The organism is Streptomyces sp. NPDC041200, assembly GCF_055591805.1.
The window spans coordinates 210,085-226,126 of record NZ_JBVIZF010000007.1 but is presented as its reverse complement, the minus strand read 5'-3'; the positions used below and the strand labels follow the sequence as shown (position 1 = coordinate 226,126).

Annotated in this window: 16 protein-coding genes; 2 read left to right on the top strand and 14 right to left on the bottom strand. The window is 71.5% G+C overall.

Translation table 11 applies throughout. From position 1 onward, the window contains the following. Positions 1-38 precede the first annotated feature (38 nt). Positions 39-1,634, top strand: coding sequence for an alpha/beta fold hydrolase (locus tag ACZ6CL_RS19280; RefSeq protein ID WP_468937314.1), 1,596 nt, complete (start codon positions 39-41; stop codon positions 1,632-1,634). On the opposite strand, the gene ACZ6CL_RS19275 is transcribed toward ACZ6CL_RS19280, so the two are convergent. The 5 genes from ACZ6CL_RS19275 to ACZ6CL_RS19255 form a co-directional block, all read right to left on the bottom strand. Continuing rightward, positions 1,631-2,497 (bottom strand): amino acid ABC transporter permease, encoded by an 867-nt coding sequence (locus ACZ6CL_RS19275; protein ID WP_468937313.1) that lies wholly within the window; start codon positions 2,495-2,497, stop codon positions 1,631-1,633. The two genes, ACZ6CL_RS19280 and ACZ6CL_RS19275, sit on opposite strands and share 4 nt — an antisense overlap. Beyond that, on the bottom strand, positions 2,494-3,138 hold the full coding sequence (locus tag ACZ6CL_RS19270) for an amino acid ABC transporter permease (protein WP_468937312.1): 645 nt from the start codon (positions 3,136-3,138) through the stop codon (positions 2,494-2,496). Before ACZ6CL_RS19270 ends, ACZ6CL_RS19275 begins: the two co-directional genes overlap by 4 nt. 11 nt (positions 3,139-3,149) lie before the next feature. Continuing rightward, positions 3,150-4,067: a glutamate ABC transporter substrate-binding protein gene (locus ACZ6CL_RS19265; RefSeq protein ID WP_468937311.1), complete on the bottom strand. Its 918-nt coding sequence runs from the start codon at positions 4,065-4,067 to the stop codon at positions 3,150-3,152. A gap of 8 nt (positions 4,068-4,075) precedes the next feature. After that, complete coding sequence (locus tag ACZ6CL_RS19260; protein WP_468937310.1) at positions 4,076-4,822, bottom strand: amino acid ABC transporter ATP-binding protein; 747 nt, start codon at positions 4,820-4,822, stop codon at positions 4,076-4,078. Between the two features lie 84 nt (positions 4,823-4,906). Beyond that, positions 4,907-5,347 (bottom strand): DUF6278 family protein, encoded by a 441-nt coding sequence (locus tag ACZ6CL_RS19255; protein ID WP_468937309.1) that lies wholly within the window; start codon positions 5,345-5,347, stop codon positions 4,907-4,909. 154 nt (positions 5,348-5,501) lie between these two features. Here ACZ6CL_RS19255 and ACZ6CL_RS19250 point away from each other — a divergent pair, with 154 nt between their 5' ends. Continuing rightward, positions 5,502-7,319 carry an SGNH/GDSL hydrolase family protein gene (locus ACZ6CL_RS19250; RefSeq protein ID WP_468937308.1) on the top strand — a complete coding sequence of 606 codons (1,818 nt, stop codon included), beginning with the start codon at positions 5,502-5,504 and terminating at the stop codon, positions 7,317-7,319. A gap of 139 nt (positions 7,320-7,458) precedes the next feature. Here ACZ6CL_RS19250 and ACZ6CL_RS19245 read toward each other — a convergent pair whose 3' ends face one another. The 9 genes from ACZ6CL_RS19245 to ACZ6CL_RS19205 form a co-directional block, all read right to left on the bottom strand. Then, complete coding sequence (locus tag ACZ6CL_RS19245; protein ID WP_468937307.1) at positions 7,459-8,238, bottom strand: exodeoxyribonuclease III; 780 nt, start codon at positions 8,236-8,238, stop codon at positions 7,459-7,461. Between the two features lie 42 nt (positions 8,239-8,280). Then, positions 8,281-8,925 (bottom strand): MBL fold metallo-hydrolase, encoded by a 645-nt coding sequence (locus tag ACZ6CL_RS19240; RefSeq protein WP_468937306.1) that lies wholly within the window; start codon positions 8,923-8,925, stop codon positions 8,281-8,283. A gap of 30 nt (positions 8,926-8,955) precedes the next feature. Next, entirely contained in the window at positions 8,956-10,296 is a 1,341-nt protein-coding gene (gene pcaDC / locus ACZ6CL_RS19235; RefSeq protein ID WP_468937305.1) for a bifunctional 3-oxoadipate enol-lactonase/4-carboxymuconolactone decarboxylase PcaDC, read from the bottom strand. A 33-nt stretch (positions 10,297-10,329) separates the two neighbouring features. Next, positions 10,330-10,914 (bottom strand): hypothetical protein, encoded by a 585-nt coding sequence (locus tag ACZ6CL_RS19230; protein WP_468937304.1) that lies wholly within the window; start codon positions 10,912-10,914, stop codon positions 10,330-10,332. Beyond that, the gene (locus ACZ6CL_RS19225; RefSeq protein WP_468937303.1) at positions 10,911-12,065 is read right to left on the bottom strand and encodes an ROK family glucokinase; all 1,155 of its coding nucleotides are present in this window, start codon (positions 12,063-12,065) and stop codon (positions 10,911-10,913) included. The genes ACZ6CL_RS19230 and ACZ6CL_RS19225 overlap by 4 nt, the downstream gene beginning before the upstream one ends. Before the next feature lie 191 nt (positions 12,066-12,256). Beyond that, on the bottom strand, positions 12,257-13,057 hold the full coding sequence (locus ACZ6CL_RS19220; protein WP_468937302.1) for an ATP-binding cassette domain-containing protein: 801 nt from the start codon (positions 13,055-13,057) through the stop codon (positions 12,257-12,259). After that, positions 13,054-14,127 (bottom strand): ABC transporter permease, encoded by a 1,074-nt coding sequence (locus ACZ6CL_RS19215; RefSeq protein WP_468937301.1) that lies wholly within the window; start codon positions 14,125-14,127, stop codon positions 13,054-13,056. Before ACZ6CL_RS19215 ends, ACZ6CL_RS19220 begins: the two co-directional genes overlap by 4 nt. Next, entirely contained in the window at positions 14,124-15,107 is a 984-nt protein-coding gene (locus tag ACZ6CL_RS19210; RefSeq protein WP_468937393.1) for a sugar ABC transporter substrate-binding protein, read from the bottom strand. The genes ACZ6CL_RS19215 and ACZ6CL_RS19210 overlap by 4 nt, the downstream gene beginning before the upstream one ends. A gap of 159 nt (positions 15,108-15,266) precedes the next feature. Beyond that, positions 15,267-15,986: a GntR family transcriptional regulator gene (locus tag ACZ6CL_RS19205; protein ID WP_468937392.1), complete on the bottom strand. Its 720-nt coding sequence runs from the start codon at positions 15,984-15,986 to the stop codon at positions 15,267-15,269. Between the last annotated feature and the right edge of the window lie 56 nt (positions 15,987-16,042).

Genomic DNA, 16,042 nt, shown 5'->3' with positions numbered 1-16,042 from the left:
CCCTCCGCCCCCACGGCACCCCCACGTCTGGAGCGACAGTGACCTCTGCCCGCCGAGCGCTGCGTACCACCACCGCCGCCTCCCTTTCGGCGACCGTCCTGGCCGGTGCGACCTTCGTCCTCGCCCCCGCCGCCACGGCCGCCCCCGCCGCCCCCGCGTCCACGACCGCCACGGCCGCCGACACCTCCGTACGGTTCGTCGACATCCCGGGCGACGGCGGCGTCACGCTGGCCGCCAACGTCGTCGCCCCGGCGGACACCTCGCGCCGCCACCCCCTCGTCGTGCTGCCCACCAGCTGGTCCATGCCGCAGATCGAATACCTCGCGCAGGCCAAGAAGCTCGCCGACTCCGGCTATGTCGTGGTCAGTTACAACACCCGCGGCTTCTGGCAGTCCGGCGGCCGGATCGAGACGGCCGGGCCGCCCGACGTCGCCGACGCCTCGAAAGTCATCGACTGGGCGCTGGCCAACACCGCCGCCGACCCCGACCACATCGGCATGGCGGGCGTGTCGTACGGCGCCGGGATCAGCCTGCTCGCCGCCGGTTTCGACAAGCGCGTCAAGGCGGTCGTCTCGATGAGCGGCTGGGCGGATCTGATCGCGTCCATCTACAGCGGCCGCACCCAGCACGCCCAGGCCGCCGGGCTGCTCGGCGGCGCCGGGGCGCTCACCGGCCGTCCCAGCGACGAATTCCAGCAGATCATGAAGGACTTCCTCGGCTCCAACCTGGCCAAGGAACCGGACATGATCGAGTGGGGCCGCAAGCGCTCGGCGGCCACCTACCTCGACAAGATCAACGCCAATGGCGCGGCCGTCATGCTGGGCAACGCCTGGGGCGACTCCATCTTCCCGCCCAACAGCTACGCCGACTTCTACGACAAGCTCACCGGCCCCAAGCGGCTGGAGTTCCGGCCGGGCGACCACGCGACCGCCGAGTTCGGCGGGCTCTTCGGGCTGCCGAACGACACCTGGGAGCACAGCAAGCGCTGGCTGGACCGCTACCTCAAGGGCGAGCGCAACGGCATCGACGGCGAGAAGCCGGTGCAGCTCATGTCCCGCACCGGCGGCGGCTACGAGGGCTACTCCAGCTGGTCCGCCGTGCCCTCGGAGCGGCGCCGGGTCGCGCTCCAGCGGACCGAGAGCGTCATCGCGAACCACGACTCGGGCGCCAACGCCGGGACCGTCATGCTGAGCGGCGCGCTGGACCAGTTCCTGAAGCTCCCGCCGCTCGCCTCGATCCCACTGCTGCCGCGCTCGTACGCCGCCGTCTGGCAGACCGGGGCGTACGCCACCGAGCAGCGCGTCCGCGGCACGGTGTCCCTGCACACCACCCTCACCAGCGACAAGGCCGACGGCACCGCGGTCGCCTACCTCTACGACGTGGGCCCGCTCGGCGTCGGCAAGCTCATCACCAACGCGCCCGTCACCTTCCACGACCGCACCCCCGGCAAGCCGTTCCCGGTCGACCTGGACCTGTTCTCGACGGCGTACGACGTCCCGGCCGGGCACCGGCTCGCGCTGGTGGTCGACACCGTCGACCCGCTCTACATCGAGCACAACCCGGACGGCGCCCACCTCACCTTCTCCTCCCCGCCGGCCGACCCCTCGTACCTGTCGGTTCCGGTGCGCGACTAGGCACCGCGGGTGTCGCCCGGCAGCGGCGCGGCCGGGCCGGGCGGCGCCACGCGCACCTTCTCCGTCTTCACGCTGCGCCGCTGCCGCTTCGCCACCCAGTTCGCGCACCACGACAGCAGCATGCACATCCCGATGTAGACCGGCGAGATGACCATCACGACGGGGATGAACGGCAGGTCGTAGTCGAGGTTGGACGCGATGAGCTTGCCCGCGTGCAGGAACTCCTCGTAGGTGATGAGGAAGCCGAGCGAGGTGTCCTTCAGGGCCACCACCAGCTGGCTGATGATCGCGGGCAGCATCGCCCGGACCCCCTGTGGCACCAGGACGTACGCCATGACCTGCGTCTTGAGCAGGCCCAGCGAGTACGCCGCCTCCCGCTGCCCGCGGTCCACCGCCGCCACGCCCGCGCGGAACACCTCGGCGAGCACCGAGCCGTTGTAGAGGGTCAGCCCGGTGACCAGGGCGGGCAGCGGCTGCACCTTCAGGGCCACGAAGACGAAGAAGATCATCACCAGCACGGGCATCGCGCGGAAGAACTCCACGACCAGGGTGGCCAGCCAGCGCACCGGGCGGTGGTCGGACAGCCGCCCGGCGGCCAGCACCCCGCCCAGCGCCAGCGAGAGGACGGCGGCGAGCGCGAACGCCTTGAGGGTGTTGACGAGCCCGCGCAGCAGCAGCTCCTGGATGCCCACGTACTCGAAGGGCATCCACTTCCGGTACGCGAACTGACCCGTGTCGACAAGGAGATAGATCACCCAGGCGATCAGGGCCAGCAGCACCAGCGAGGCGATCACCCCGTAGAGGCGGTGGCGGCGGACGGTACGGGGCCCGGGGGCGTCGTAGAGAACGGCGGTGGCGGTCAACGCGGCACTCCCCAGCGCTTCTCCAGCACGGTGAAGATCGCGCTGATGGTCAGGGTCACGAGCAGATAGCCGACGGCGATCCAGACGAAGGACCAGATGATGCTGTAGCCCATCTCGTTGAGCGGCTTGTAGGTGCCGAGCAGTTCGGTGACGCTGAACGACCCGGCGATGGCGGAGTTCTTGGCGAGCGCGATCAGGGTCGAGCCGACCGGCGGGATGACGGCGCGGAACGCCTGCGGCAGCACCACCGCCCCGAGCGTCTGCTCGAAGGTCATGCCCAGGCTGCGGGCCGCCTCGCCCTGCCCGACCGGCACCGTGTTGATCCCCGAGCGCAACGCCTCGCAGATGAACGCCGAGGTGTAGCAGCCGAGCGCGAGCACCGCGAAGGCCGTGAACGGCAGGATCAGCCCGAAGCGCGGCAGCCCCAGCATGACCGCGAAGAACAGCAGCGTCAGCGGGGTGTTGCGCAGCACCGTCACCCAGGCGGTACCGAAGGCGCGCAGGCTCGCGACCGGCGCGACCCGGAAGGCCGCCATCAGGACGCCGAGCGCGAGGGCGAGCAGCGAGGCGTAGACGGTCAGCTCGACGGTGCCGAGCAGACCACGGCCGTAGAGCGAGAAGTTCTGGGTGAGCACGTCCATAAGCGCGGGCCTCAGTGGTAGCGGTCGACGGCGGGCGGTTTCGGGGCGGGCACACCGGAGAGGCCGAGGGTCGCGTTGTAGGCCTTCTTCCAGTCGCCGTCGCGCTCGTGGGCCTCGATGGCGTCGTCCAGCGCGAAGCGCAGCGGGTTGTCCCGCTTGGGCACGCCGATGCCGTAGGGCTCCTTGGAGAAGGGCTTGCCCACGACCTTCAGCTCCTCGGGCGCCTTGGCCGCGTAGCCGAGCAGGATCACGTTGTCCGTGGTGACCGCGTCGACCTGGTAGCTGAGCAGGTTGTCCACGCACACCGAGTAGTTGTCGTACGCGACCGCGTGGGCCTTGGGGTAGTCGTGCTGGATGCGCTGCAGCGGGGTGGAACCGGCCGCCGAGCAGACCGTCTTGCCCGCCAGGTCGCCGGGGCCGTGGATGTCGTCCGTATCGGTGCGCACCAGCAGCGACTGCCCGGCCATGTAGTACGGACCGGCGAAGCCGACCAGCCGTTTGCGCAGCGGGTTGATGGTGTAGGTGCCGACGTAGTAGTCGATCTGGCCGTTCTGGAGCGCGGTTTCCCGGTTGGCGGAGGCGACGGCCCGGAACCGGATGCGCTGCGGCGGGAAGCCGAGGGAGGCCGCCATCATCTTGGCGATCTCGATGTCGAATCCGGAGTAGCGGCCGGTGGCCGGGTCCTTCTCGCCCAGATACGGCTGGTCCTCCTTCACCCCGACGGTGAGGTAGCCGCGCCGCTTCGCCTTGCGCCAGGTGGGCGAGGACGGCAGCCGGAAGTCGGTGGCCACCGTGTAGTGCGGCAGCTGCTCGGCCTTCGGGCCCTTGGCGGGCGGGCTGCCCTCCTTGCCGCAGCCGGTGAGGGCGCCGCCGCCGAGGACGAGAAGCAGCGCGAGGAGCACGGTCAGGATTCGCCTCATGCGCGTCATCACCCGGCTCAGTGCTTGAGGATCTTGGAGAGGAAGTCCCTGGCCCGGGCGGACTCCGGCGCCTTGAAGAACGCCTCCGGGCCGCGGTCCTCCACGATGCGGCCGTCGGCCATGAAGACCACGCGGTGCGCGGCGTAACGGGCGAAGCCCATCTCGTGGGTGACGACGGTCATCGTCATGCCGTCCCGGGCGAGCTGCCGCATGACCTCCAGGACCTCGTTGATCATCTCCGGGTCGAGCGCCGAGGTCGGCTCGTCGAAGAGCATCACCTTCGGGTCCATGGCCAGCGCCCGGGCGATCGCCACCCGCTGCTGCTGACCGCCGGAGAGCTGGGCGGGGTACTTGTCCGCCTGGTCCGCGAGCCCCACCCGGTCCAGCAGTTCCCGGGCGCGCCGGGCGGCCTCCGCCTTGCCGCGCTTGCGGACCTTCACCTGGCCGAGCATCACGTTGTCCAGCACGGTCCGGTGGGCGAACAGATTGAACGACTGGAAGACCATCCCCACTTCGGCCCGCAGCCGCGCCAGTTCCTTCCCCTCCTCCGGAAGCGGCCGCCCGTCCACCACGATCAAGCCGGACTGGATGGTCTCCAGCCGGTTGATCGTCCGGCACAGCGTGGACTTCCCGGACCCGGACGGCCCGATGACCACGACCACTTCCCCGCGGCCGACGGTGAGGTCGATGTCCTGGAGGACGTGCAGCGCGCCGAAGTACTTGTTGACGTTGCGCAGCTCGATCAACGGTTCACCAACGGACATACCGCGCAAACTATCCGCACGAAAGCGGCATTTCGGCCAGGACACGCACCGAGGGGCGGATGACGCCCGTAAGAGGACGGCGCTTTAGACCTCCGCGACCTCCGCGTACAGCTGGGACAGCTCGGGGGCGCCGTCGGCGGCCCATTGGTGGCCCGCCTCGACCACGTCGACCTCCCGGCCGGAGCCGAGCCGGACCACGGGGCGGCCGTTGGGCCACACCTGCCAGACGGCGCCCGGCACGGTGCGGACGATGACCGTGCCCAGATAGAGCCCGGCGTCGTTACCGAGCCAGGGCAACTCCTCCGGGTCGTCGCGCCAGCGCGGGACCAGCTGGTCCAGCGCCTCCAGCGATCCGGCCGAGTCGTCGAGCCCGATGCCCGCCTGTTCGGCCCGGGCGCGCAGCAGTTCGCATTCGGAGAGGAGTTGCGCCACGCCCTGGGGGTCCGCCTCCTGGGCGCTCATCAGCGCCGTACCGGAGGCCGCACCGTGCCGCTTGCGCCAGTTGTCCAGGAAGGGGATGTTCATACCGCTCAGCGTCGCACCAAGCGCACGGGCGCACCACAGGGCGCGCGGTGGGCTCCGTGACCCGTTGCTTGTCTTGACGACACCCGGCCGCCTCCCTACGTTCGCCATGCACCTGTCGAATCGCCGGTCGGGTCGGTTACGAGAGGGGACACATATGCGCGTCGGCAGACCATGGTCGGTGGCCGGGATCGTCGCGGGAGGTGCCGCCCTCGTACTCCTCGCACCGGCCGCGCCCTCGGTGGCCCAAGGCTCCACCACCACGAAGCCGCTCCCCCTGGAGCGGCTTTTCGACAACCGGGCGGTCGGTGACGACACCGCGCCGGGCACGGCGGACTTCGACGGAGCGGGCAACTCCCTCTCCGCGCAGGACCTGCGCGCCGCGGGCTGGACGCCCGGGCGCGCCATCGCCCTCGACGCGGCGCGGCTCACGTGGCCGCGGAGCGCGGGGCAGCGGCCGGACAATGTCGTCGCCGACGGGCAGTCGGTGCGGCTGCGGGGGCGTGGCGACGCGCTCACCTTCCTGGTCGCGAGCAGCTCGCCGGGCGGTCCCGGCGCCGGGGCGAGCGGCACCGGCACGATCCGCTACCGGGACGGTTCGTACGGTACGTACACCCTGGGCGCCCCGGACTGGCGCGCGGGCCCCGCCGCCACCAAGGCGGTGGGCCTCCCCCACCTCAACACCACTGACGGGCAGCGGCAGGAGGCGGCCCGGCTGTACGCGGTGACGGTGCCCCTGCGCGGCGACCGGCAGGTCACGTCGGTGACCCTGCCGAAGGACCCCGGTCCGGGGACCGATCTGCACGTCTTCGCCGCCTCGTTGCGGCAGCCCGCGCGGGGCTGGACCGGCAGCTGGGCGGCGAGCACCGCCGGTTACACCAAGGTCGGGCCGTGGACCGACCAGACGCTACGGCTCGTCGTGCACACCAGCGCGGGCGGGCCGGGCGCCCGGGTGCGGCTGGAGAACACCTTCGCCGCCGCCCCCGTCGACATCGGCCACGCCACGGTCGCCCTCCAGGCAGACGGCGCGGCGGCGCGCGGCACTCCGGTGCCGCTGACCTTCCGGGGGCGCGCCGGTACGTCGATCCCGGCGGGCGCGCAGGCCTTCAGCGACCCCGTGAAATTCGCCGTCCCCGCCGACACGAACCTTTTGGTCAGCATTCACCTTCCCGGGCCGGTCGCGGCGGTGCCGGTGCACACGCAGGCCACGCAGCGTTCGTTTCTGAGCGCGCCGGGGAGCGGTGACCGTACGGGCGAGGCGGGCGGCGAGGCGTACACCGGCACCCTCACCACGTGGCCGTTCCTCACCGGGGTCGACGTCCGGGGCGGGCCGGGGTCGGTGGTGGCGCTCGGCGACTCCATCACCGACGGCACCAAGTCCACGATGGACGCCAACCGGCGCTGGCCCGACGTCCTCGCGCGTCGCCTACGCGCGCCGGGAGCGGGCGTGCCCGCGTACGGGGTCGTCAACAGCGGCATCTCCGCCAACCGCGTGGTCACGGACGTCTACCCGGGCGACGGGGTCAGTACGGTCACCAGCGGGGTGAGCGCGGGCAGCCGCCTGGAGCGGGACGCCCTGGCCCAGACCTCCGCCCGTACGGCCGTCGTCTTCCAGGGCATCAACGACCTGCGCTGGGGCACGTCGGCCGAGTCCGTCATCGCGGGGCTGAAGGGCCTGGCCGCGCGGGCGCACGCGCGGGGGTTGCGGGTCGTCGGCGGGACGATCACGCCCTGCGAGGGCGAGGCGCTGTGCACCGCCGACGCGGACGCGCGGCGTTCCGTGGTGAACGCCTTCATCCGCGACAGCGGTGGGGTGTTCGACGCGGTCCTGGACTTCGACGCGGTGGTCCGCGACCCCGCGCACCCCTCCCGCATCCTCCCGGCCTACGACAGCGGCGACCATCTGCACCCGGGCGACGCGGGCCTGAAGGCGATGGCCGACGCGATCCCCCTGCGCGCCCTGACAGCAGGCTGATTCCCCCCCCGCCCCTGGACCCCGTGCGGGCTCCGTCCCCGGCCCCGGGACCTTGCGGACGGGGCCGGTGGGCACAACCCACCCACCGGGCCGCACCCGCGCACGAGAGCCCCCGGGGCAGGCGCACCCGGCCGCCGGGTTACGCCTGGAGGTCCACCACGACCGGGGCGTGGTCGGAGGCGCCCTTGCCCTTGCGCTCCTCGCGGTCCACGTACGCGTCCCCGACCGCACCGGCGAACGGCTCGTTGCCGTAGACCAAGTCGATCCGCATGCCGCGGTTCTTCGGGAAGCACAGCTCCCGGTAGTCCCAGTACGTGAAGGGGTGGTCGTACTTCAGGGGGCGGGGGACGACGTCCGACAGGCCCGCGTCCCGCAGGGCGGACAGGGCCTCGCGCTCCTTGTCGGTGACATGGGTGAGGCCGTCGAAGCGGGTGCGGTCCCAGACGTCGTCGTCGGTCGGGGCGACGTTGAAGTCGCCGAGGACGGCGAAGGGCCGGGAGCCCTTCGCGTCCTCGGCCACGGTCGCCCGCAGCGCGTCCAGCCAGCGCAGCTTGTAGTCGTAGTGCGGGTGCCCGATCTCGCGCCCGTTCGGCACGTAGACCGACCAGACCCGGACGGGACCGCACGTGGCGGCTATGGCGCGCGGCTCCTGGTCGCCGTCGTAGTCGGGGCCGCCGGGGAGGCCGGAGACCACGTCGGCGAGGCCGACCCGGGAGAGGACGGCCACGCCGTTCCACCGGCCGGTGGCGTTGACCGCGGCCTCGTAGCCCAGCTCGCGCAGGGGCTCGAAGGGGAACGCGGCCTCGGCGCACTTGGTCTCCTGGACGCACAGCACATCCGTGCCGCTGCTCTCCAGCCAGGCGAGCAGCCGGGGCAGCCGGGCGGTGATCGAATTGACGTTCCAGGTCGCGATGCGCATGGGGGACAACTTACATCCCGGGTCTGACACGGCTCAGAGCGCTCAGAGAGGGAGGCTCTCGCCCGGGGTCAGCCGGATGTGCTCGGCGCCGCCCGCACCCGGGCCATCGGGGCCCAGCATCCGGCCGTAGACCATGGGGGCCAGGTCGGACAGCAGGGCGTCGTGGATGTCGACCGCCCGCCGCGGCGCGACCTCACGCACGTAGTCGAGGATCTCGGAGAACTTGTTCCAGGGCGCGTGCAGCGGCAGCAGCAGCGTCTCCACGGGGCGGTCCGGGACGGTGAGCGCGTCGCCCGGGTGGAAGACCGCTCCGTCGACGACGTAGCCGACGTTGGTGATCCGGGGGATGTCGGGATGGATGACGGCGTGCATCTGGCCGTGCACCTCGACCTCGAACCCGGCCGCGGTGAAGGTGTCGCCCTCACCGACCGTGTGCACTCGCCCGGGGAACGCCGCGGAGATCTGTCCGGCGACGCTGGCGAGGGTCCAGATCCGGGTGGCGGGGTTGGCGTCGAGCGCCGCCCGCAGCCGCTCCTCGTTGAAATGGTCGAAGTGCTCGTGGGTGACCAGGATCGCGTCCGCGCCGACCGCCGCGTCGTCTTCGCTGAAGCCTCCGGGGTCGATGACGAGACGCTGCCCGTCCTTTTCCAGCCGGACGCAGGCGTGGCCCTTCTTGGTGAGCTTCATGGGGATCATTGTCCTCCCCCGGCTCCCGCGTCACTCCTCGGGACGGGTCTCCTCGCGGATGACCCGCTGGGCGACGGCGAAGGCCGAGTTCGCGGCGGGCACCCCGCAGTAGACGCCGGTGTGCAGCAGCACTTCCTTGATCTCGGTCGGCGTCAGCCCGTTGCGCAGTGCGGCCCGGGTGTGGAAGGCCAGTTCGTCGAGGTGGCCGCGGGCGGCCATGGCGGTGAGGGTGATCACGCTGCGGGTGCGGCGGTCGATACCGGGCCGGGTCCACACCTCGCCCCACACATAGCGGGTCAGGAAGTCCTGGAAGTCGCCGGTGAAGTCGTCGACCTGCGACTCCGCGCGGTCCACATGGGCGTCGCCCAGCACCTCGCGCCGGACCTTCATGCCTTGGTCGTAATGGTCGGCGCGGCCGTCCGCCACCGGCTCGGACGGCCGGCTGTAGCCGATCTCGACGGGAGGGCCGGCGGGCGCGGCGGCGGCCGGGGCGGCACGCGGCGGCGCGGGCGCGGTGACCGGCGGCGGCACCGGCGTCAGCACGGGCTTGACGGACGGGGCGGAGACCGCCGTCATCCCGGTCGGATGGTCCGAGGACTGCCACGAGCTGGAGAAGTGGCGTACGAGCAGATCGGTGACGGCGGCGGGCTGCTCGACGGGCGCCAGATGGGAGGTGCCGGGGACGAGCGCGAGCCGGGCGTCGGGTATGCCCGCCACCAGGACGCGGGCGTCAGCGGCCGGGGTGACCTGGTCCTCGGCCCCGGCCAGCACCAGCGTGGGGATGCCGATCCGGCCCAGCTCGGGGCGGATGTCGAAGGCGGCCAGCGCCTCGCACGCGGCGATGTAGCAGCCGGGGTCGGTGGTACGGACCATCTGGACGGCCCAGTCGACGATGGCGGGCTGGGCGGCGGCGAAGACGGGGGTGAACCAGCGCTCGGGGGTGGCGCGGGCGATCGGGTCGAGGCCGTTGGTGCGGACCACGACGCCGCGCTGCCGGAAGGAGTCGGCGGTGCCGAAGCGCGGGGAGGCGGAGACCAGCGCGAGTGAGCCCACTCTCAGGGGATGTCGCAGCGCCAGTTCGGCGCCGACGGCCCCGCCGAGCGAACAGCCCGCGTAGCCGAAGCGGTCGATGCCCAGCATGTCGAGGGTGGCCAGCAGCCGGGCCGCGAGTTCCGCCACGGAGGGGGCGGGGTGGGCGGGCGAGCCGCCGTGGCCCGGGAGGTCGAAGCGGAGGACGCGCCAGTGGCGGGACAGCTCGGGTATCTGGCGGTCCCACATGTGCCAGGTCGTGCCCAGCGACGGGCCGAGGACGAGTACGGGCCCGTCCTCGGGGCCGTCGGTCCGGTACTGAAGTGTCTTGGTCTCGCTCACCCGGAAACGGTATCCCGAACGTCGTAGGGGTCCCTACGGCGTGACGGTGGAGACCACGTAGACCTTCGGATGGGCCGGGTTGTCGTTCCTGACCGTGATCCTCAGCTTGGGCTGCGGTTCCTTCTGCTTGATCACCATTCCGGACCAGTCGTGACCAGCCGCTCCGACCTGCCAGCCCACCCTCTTCGCCTGCTCGCCGGTGATCGTCACCGCGTCCTTCTCCAGCGCGGAGCGACGGGTGCCGAGCTTGGCCAGGAAGCGGTCGAGTCCGTCGCGGGAGGTGACGAACTGCACGTACAGCGAGCTGGTCTTCCAGGAGTTCGTCTCGAAGGAGGCGACCTTGCGCGACTGCTGCGGAACCGGAACGTCGTAGATGCGCCGCTGCACCCGGGACGGATAGCCCGCGGACAGGCCCTTGGCCTTGGCCGACTGGACCTTCTCCGAGCCGCCGTCACGGCTCTGCATGGCGGAGATCGCCAGATAGCCCGCCGGGATCGCGATCAGCAGGAAGACGATCACGCCCTTGAGCCAGCGGCGCGCCGGGCTGCGGCCCGCACCGGCGTCACCGGTGTCACCGGCGGACACGCCGGGGTGCTGGTGCTGCTCCGCGGCGCTCATTCGCGGCCTGCCTGACCGCGCGGCGCCAGCCGCAGCGGGGAGGAGGTCCCGGCACGCTCGTACCGTTCGACCCGGCGGCGGGTGGCGCGGCGGAAGCGGCGGGCGACGAGCCGGGCGAGGTCGGCGGCGCCGACCATCCCGGCCTCGGGCCCCAGCTGGGCCTTGACGATACGGGCCTCCGGCCGGTAGCCGCGCCCGGTCAGGGTGCGCCGGAACGCGTCCCGGGCCGGGCCGATCAGCAGATCGTCGGCGGCGCTGACACCACCCCCGATCACGAAGCAGGACGGGTCGAGGGCGGCGGCGAGGTTGGCGATGCCGACCCCCAGCCACTGGCCGATGTCCTGGAGGAGTTCGATGCACATGGCATCGCCGTCCCGGGCCAGCTCGGTGATCAGCGGCCCGGTGATCTCCTGGATGTTGCCGCCGACCCGGTCGGTGATCCCGTACGCCACCGGCGACTCGGCGGCGGCCAGCTCCCGGGCCTCCCGGACCAGCGCGTTGCCGGAGCTGTACTGCTCCCAGCAGCCCCGGTTGCCGCACGGGCAGCGGTGTCCGGCGGGCACGACCTGCATATGGCCGAACTCCCCCGCGACCCCGTACTTGCCGCGCTTGACCTGGCCGTCCTCCAGGATCGCGCCGCCGATGCCGGTACCGAGCGTGATCATGACGAGATGGTCCTCGCCGCGCCCGGCGCCGAACCGCCACTCGGCCCACGCCGCCGCGTTCGCGTCGTTGTCGACCATGACCGGCACGGCCAGCCGCTGGGCCAGCCGGTCGCGCAGCGGCTCATTGCGCCAGGACAGGTGCGGCGCGAACAGGACCCGGTTGCGGTCCGCGTCCACCCAGCCCGCCGCCCCGATGCCGACCGCGTGCACATCGTGCCGGTCGGACAGGTCCAGGACGAGTTCGGTGATCGTGTCCTCGACGACCTTGGGGCTCTTGGACTTGTCGGGCGTCTCTGTGCGCTGCTTCTCCAGGATGTTGCCGTCGGCGTCGACGACCCCGGCCATCACCTTCGTGCCACCGATGTCGATGCCGACCGTGGGGACCCGGGGCGCGCTCAGATGCGAGCGGCGCTCACGCGTGCCGACGGTCCGCAGCACGGTGGCCCGGGCCGAGCCCCGGTGCACTCTTTCGCGGTAGATGCTCATCGGCCGGCCCCTTCACCGGTGCGGGGGGTGCGGTCGCTGCGGGTGCGTGCTCGCAAGAGTTCGTCGTCCCTGCGGGGGTCTCGGGAGGCCGGGGCCTCGGCGTGCGGTGGTCATGACGCGGGTGGGGCCCGCCGTGCGATTGTGCCTCAACAGCGCCTCGCGGTGCATGGCAAGCCCCGCCCCAGGGGCGCTTACCGGGCCAGCTCGTGGGTGAGCTGTTCCAGCTCGCTGCCGCCTGCCATCTGGCGGGTCAGCTCGTCCAGAGTGATCTCGTCCTTGGCGTGGCTGCCCGCCATCGCGCCCCGCTTGAGAAGGACGAAGCGATCGCCGACCAGGTAGGCGTGGTGGGGGTTATGTGTGATCAGCACCACGCCGAGCCCCGCGTCGCGCGCGGCGGCGACGTACTTGAGCACCACCCCGGACTGCTTGACGCCCAGCGCCGCCGTCGGCTCGTCCAGGACCAGGACCTTGGCGCCGAAGTGGACGGCGCGGGCGATCGCCACGCACTGGCGCTGTCCGCCGGAGAGGGTGCCGATGGGCTGGTCGACGTCGCGCAGGTCGATGCCCATGCGCAGCAGCTCACGGTGGGTGGTCTCGCGCATGGCGGCCACGTCGAGGCGGGCGAAGGGGCCTCGGCCCTTGCGGATCTCGGAGCCGAGGAAGAAGTTCCGCCACACCGGCATCAGCGGAACGACGGCCAGGTCCTGGTAGACCGTGGCGACGCCCCGGTCCAGGGCCTCGCGCGGCGAGCCGAGCCGGGTCTCCTCCCCCTCGACCGCGATGGTGCCCTCGTCGTGCTGGTGCAGCCCGGCGACGACCTTGATGAGGGTGGACTTGCCCGCGCCGTTGTCGCCGAGGACACAGGTGATCCGCCCGGCGTGGACGTCGAGCGAGACGCCCTCCAGGGCCTTGACGTTGCCGTAGTACTTGCCGATGTCGCGCAGCGCGATCAGCGGCGTCTGCGGCGTCTCCGGCGTGCTGTCGGTGCTCATGCGCTTGCCTCCGCCCGCTTGCGGACCCACCAGTTGAGCAGCGTGGCGAGCAGCAGCATCGCCCCGAGGAAGAACTTGAACCAGTCCGCGCCCCACTGCGCGTACACGATGCCCTTGTTCGTCATGCCGAAGATGAACGCGCCGACGGCGGCGCCGACCGCCGAGCCGTAGCCGCCGGTCAGCAGGCAGCCGCCGATGACGGCCGCGATGATGTACAGCAGCTCGTTGCCGACGCCCTCACCGGACTGGACGGTGTCGTACTTGAACAGCAGATGCTGGCCGGAGATCCAGGCCGCCAGGGCGACGCCCATATAGAGCCCGATCTTGGTGCGGTTCACCGGCACGCCGACCGCGCGGGCCGCCTCCTTGGCGCCGCCCACCGCGAAGATCCAGTTCCCGGCGCGGGTGCGCAGCAGGATCCAGGTGGCGAGCGCGATCAGGGCGAACCACCACACCACGGTGATCTGCAGCTCCACATCCCCGATGGTCAGGTGGGAGGCGAAGACCTGACGCGCGGAGGGGAAGCCCTCCATGTCGGCGATGGTCTTGGTGGAGACGGTCTCGCTGATCAGCTTGGTGAAGCCGAGGTTGCAGCCCTGGAGGATCAGGAAGGTGCCGAGCGTGATGATGAAGCTCGGCAGGTTGGTGCGCACCAGCAGATAGCCGTTGAAGAAGCCGATGGCGAGGGTGACCAGCAGGGACACCCCGGCGCCGACCCAGACGTTCGCCGTCATCTGGTACGAGAACATCGACGAGATCAGCGCGGACGAGGTGACCAGGACGCCGGTCGACAGGTCGAACTCGCCGCCGATCATCAGCAGCGCGACCGGCACCGCCATGATCCCGATGGTCGACGAGGCGTACAGCACGGTGCTGAAGCTCGACCACTGGAGGAAGGCGGGGGCGGCGATGGAGAAGAAGACGAAGACGGCGGCGGCGCCGACGACCGCGCCCAGCTCCGGGCGGCCCGCCAGGCGGCGCGGCCACGGGGTCCGCGCCGCCGGGCGCGCCTCGGAGTCGTTCTCCTGTTCCTGCGGAAGGGATTGCGTGGATCCCGTCTCCGCGCTCATCGGGTGCCCCGCTTCGTGAACGCCGCCAGCTTCTTGGCGTCGTCCTTGGTGACGATCTGCGGGCCGGTGAGGACCGGCTTGCCGCCGCCGAGCACATCGGCGTTGTACCGCTGGAGCCAGAGCAGGTCGACCGCCTCGTACCCCTGGAGGTACGGCTGCTGGTCGACGGCGAAGCCCAGCGTGCCGTCCTCCAGCCCGGCCGCGACCTTCGCGTTGAGGTCGAAGGTGTCGATCTCGGCCTTGCTGCCCGACTGCTCGACGGCCTGGGCGGCGGTGTCGGCGAACGGCGCGCCCAGGGTGAGGACGGTGTCGATGTCCTGGTCGGACTGGAGCTTGGCCTCGATGGAGGACTCCACGTCGGGCATGTTGGTGCCCTCGACGTAGATCTTCTGCAGCTTTCCGTCGAAGGTCTTCTCCGCGCCGTCGCAGCGCTGCTCATGGCCCACGTTGCCCTGCTCGTGCAGGACGCACAGGGCCTTCTTGCGGCCGCGCTTGTTCAGCTCGTCGCCGACGGCCTCGCCCGCGATGGTCTCGTCCTGGCCGACGTGGGTGAGCGCGCCGAACTTCTTGGACTCCGCGGACCCGGAGTTGACCGTGATCACCGGTATTCCGGCCTTCTCGGCGCGCCGCACGACCGACTTCATCGCGTCGGGCTTGGCGAGGGTGACGATCAGTCCGTCGACCTTCTGGTCGATGTACGACTGGACCAGCTGGGCCTGTTCCTTGCCCTCCTCGTTGTGGGCGTAGAGGAACTTGACGTTGTCCTTGACGGCGGCCTGCTTGGCCCCGTTCTGCACGATGTCCCAGAACGTGTCGCCGTCGCCGGAGTGGGTGACCATGGCGAAGGTCATCCGTGGGGTGTTGACCGCCGCGTGCCCCGAGGCCGCCTGCGCGGCCCGCTTCTCGGCCCGCAGCCCGCCCGTACTGCTGCACCCCGCCAGGGCCGCGCCCAGCAGTGTCGCCAGCACGGCGGCGGTCAGCGCGCGTGCCCCTGTCCCAACTCTGGCCACGAAGAAGCCTCGTCCCTCTCGTCCCGTTTCATGTCGGTGGCCGGGAACGACATGATCGGCCCCGGCCGCCGCCAAGTATCCGTTACGGGGCGCGGCCGGGGTTCCGGGGGGCTGTGGGCGCGGTGTGGATCAAGGACGTACGAGCAGCTGGAACTCGAACGCGTAGCGCGAGGCGCGGTAGGTGTGCGAGCCGAACTCGACCGCCCGGCCCGTGTCGTCGAAGGTGGTCCGCTCCATGGTCAGCAGCGGTGCGCCCTCGGGCTCGCCGAGCTGCTTGCCCTCGTCGGCGCTGGCCGCGCGGGCGCCGACCGCCTGGCGGGCGCTGTGCAGGGTGATCCCCGCGGCGCGCATCAGCCGGTAGAGGCCGGTGTCCTCCAGCTCCGCGCTGTCCAGCGTGAGCAGCCCGGCCGGGAGCCGGTTGGACAGGTGCGCCATGGGCTCGCCGTGCGCCAGCCGCAGCCGCTCGATCACCACCACCTCGGTGCCCTCCGCGATGCCGAGCGCGGCGGCGACCTCGGCGGTGGCGGGCTCGGTGGTGTTCAGCAGCACCCGGGTGGCGGGGCGCTGGCCCGCGGCCTCCAGGTCGTCGTAGAGGCTGCTCAGCTCCAAGGGGCGCTTGACCTGGCTGTGCACCACCTGGGTGCCGACGCCTCGGCGCCGCACCAGCAGTCCCTTGTCGACCAGGGACTGGATGGCCTGGCGGACGGTGGGGCGGGACAGCCCGAGCCGTCCGGCCAGCTCGATCTCATTGCCGAGCAGGCTCCCCGGTGCCAGCCGCCCCTTTTCGATCGCCGACTCGAGCTGCTGGGACAGCTGGAAGTAGAGCGGGACCGGGCTGCTGCGGTCCACGCTGAACTGGAGCGCATCCGCCCCGCCGGAGGTGTCTTCTCCCTGCTTTGCCACGG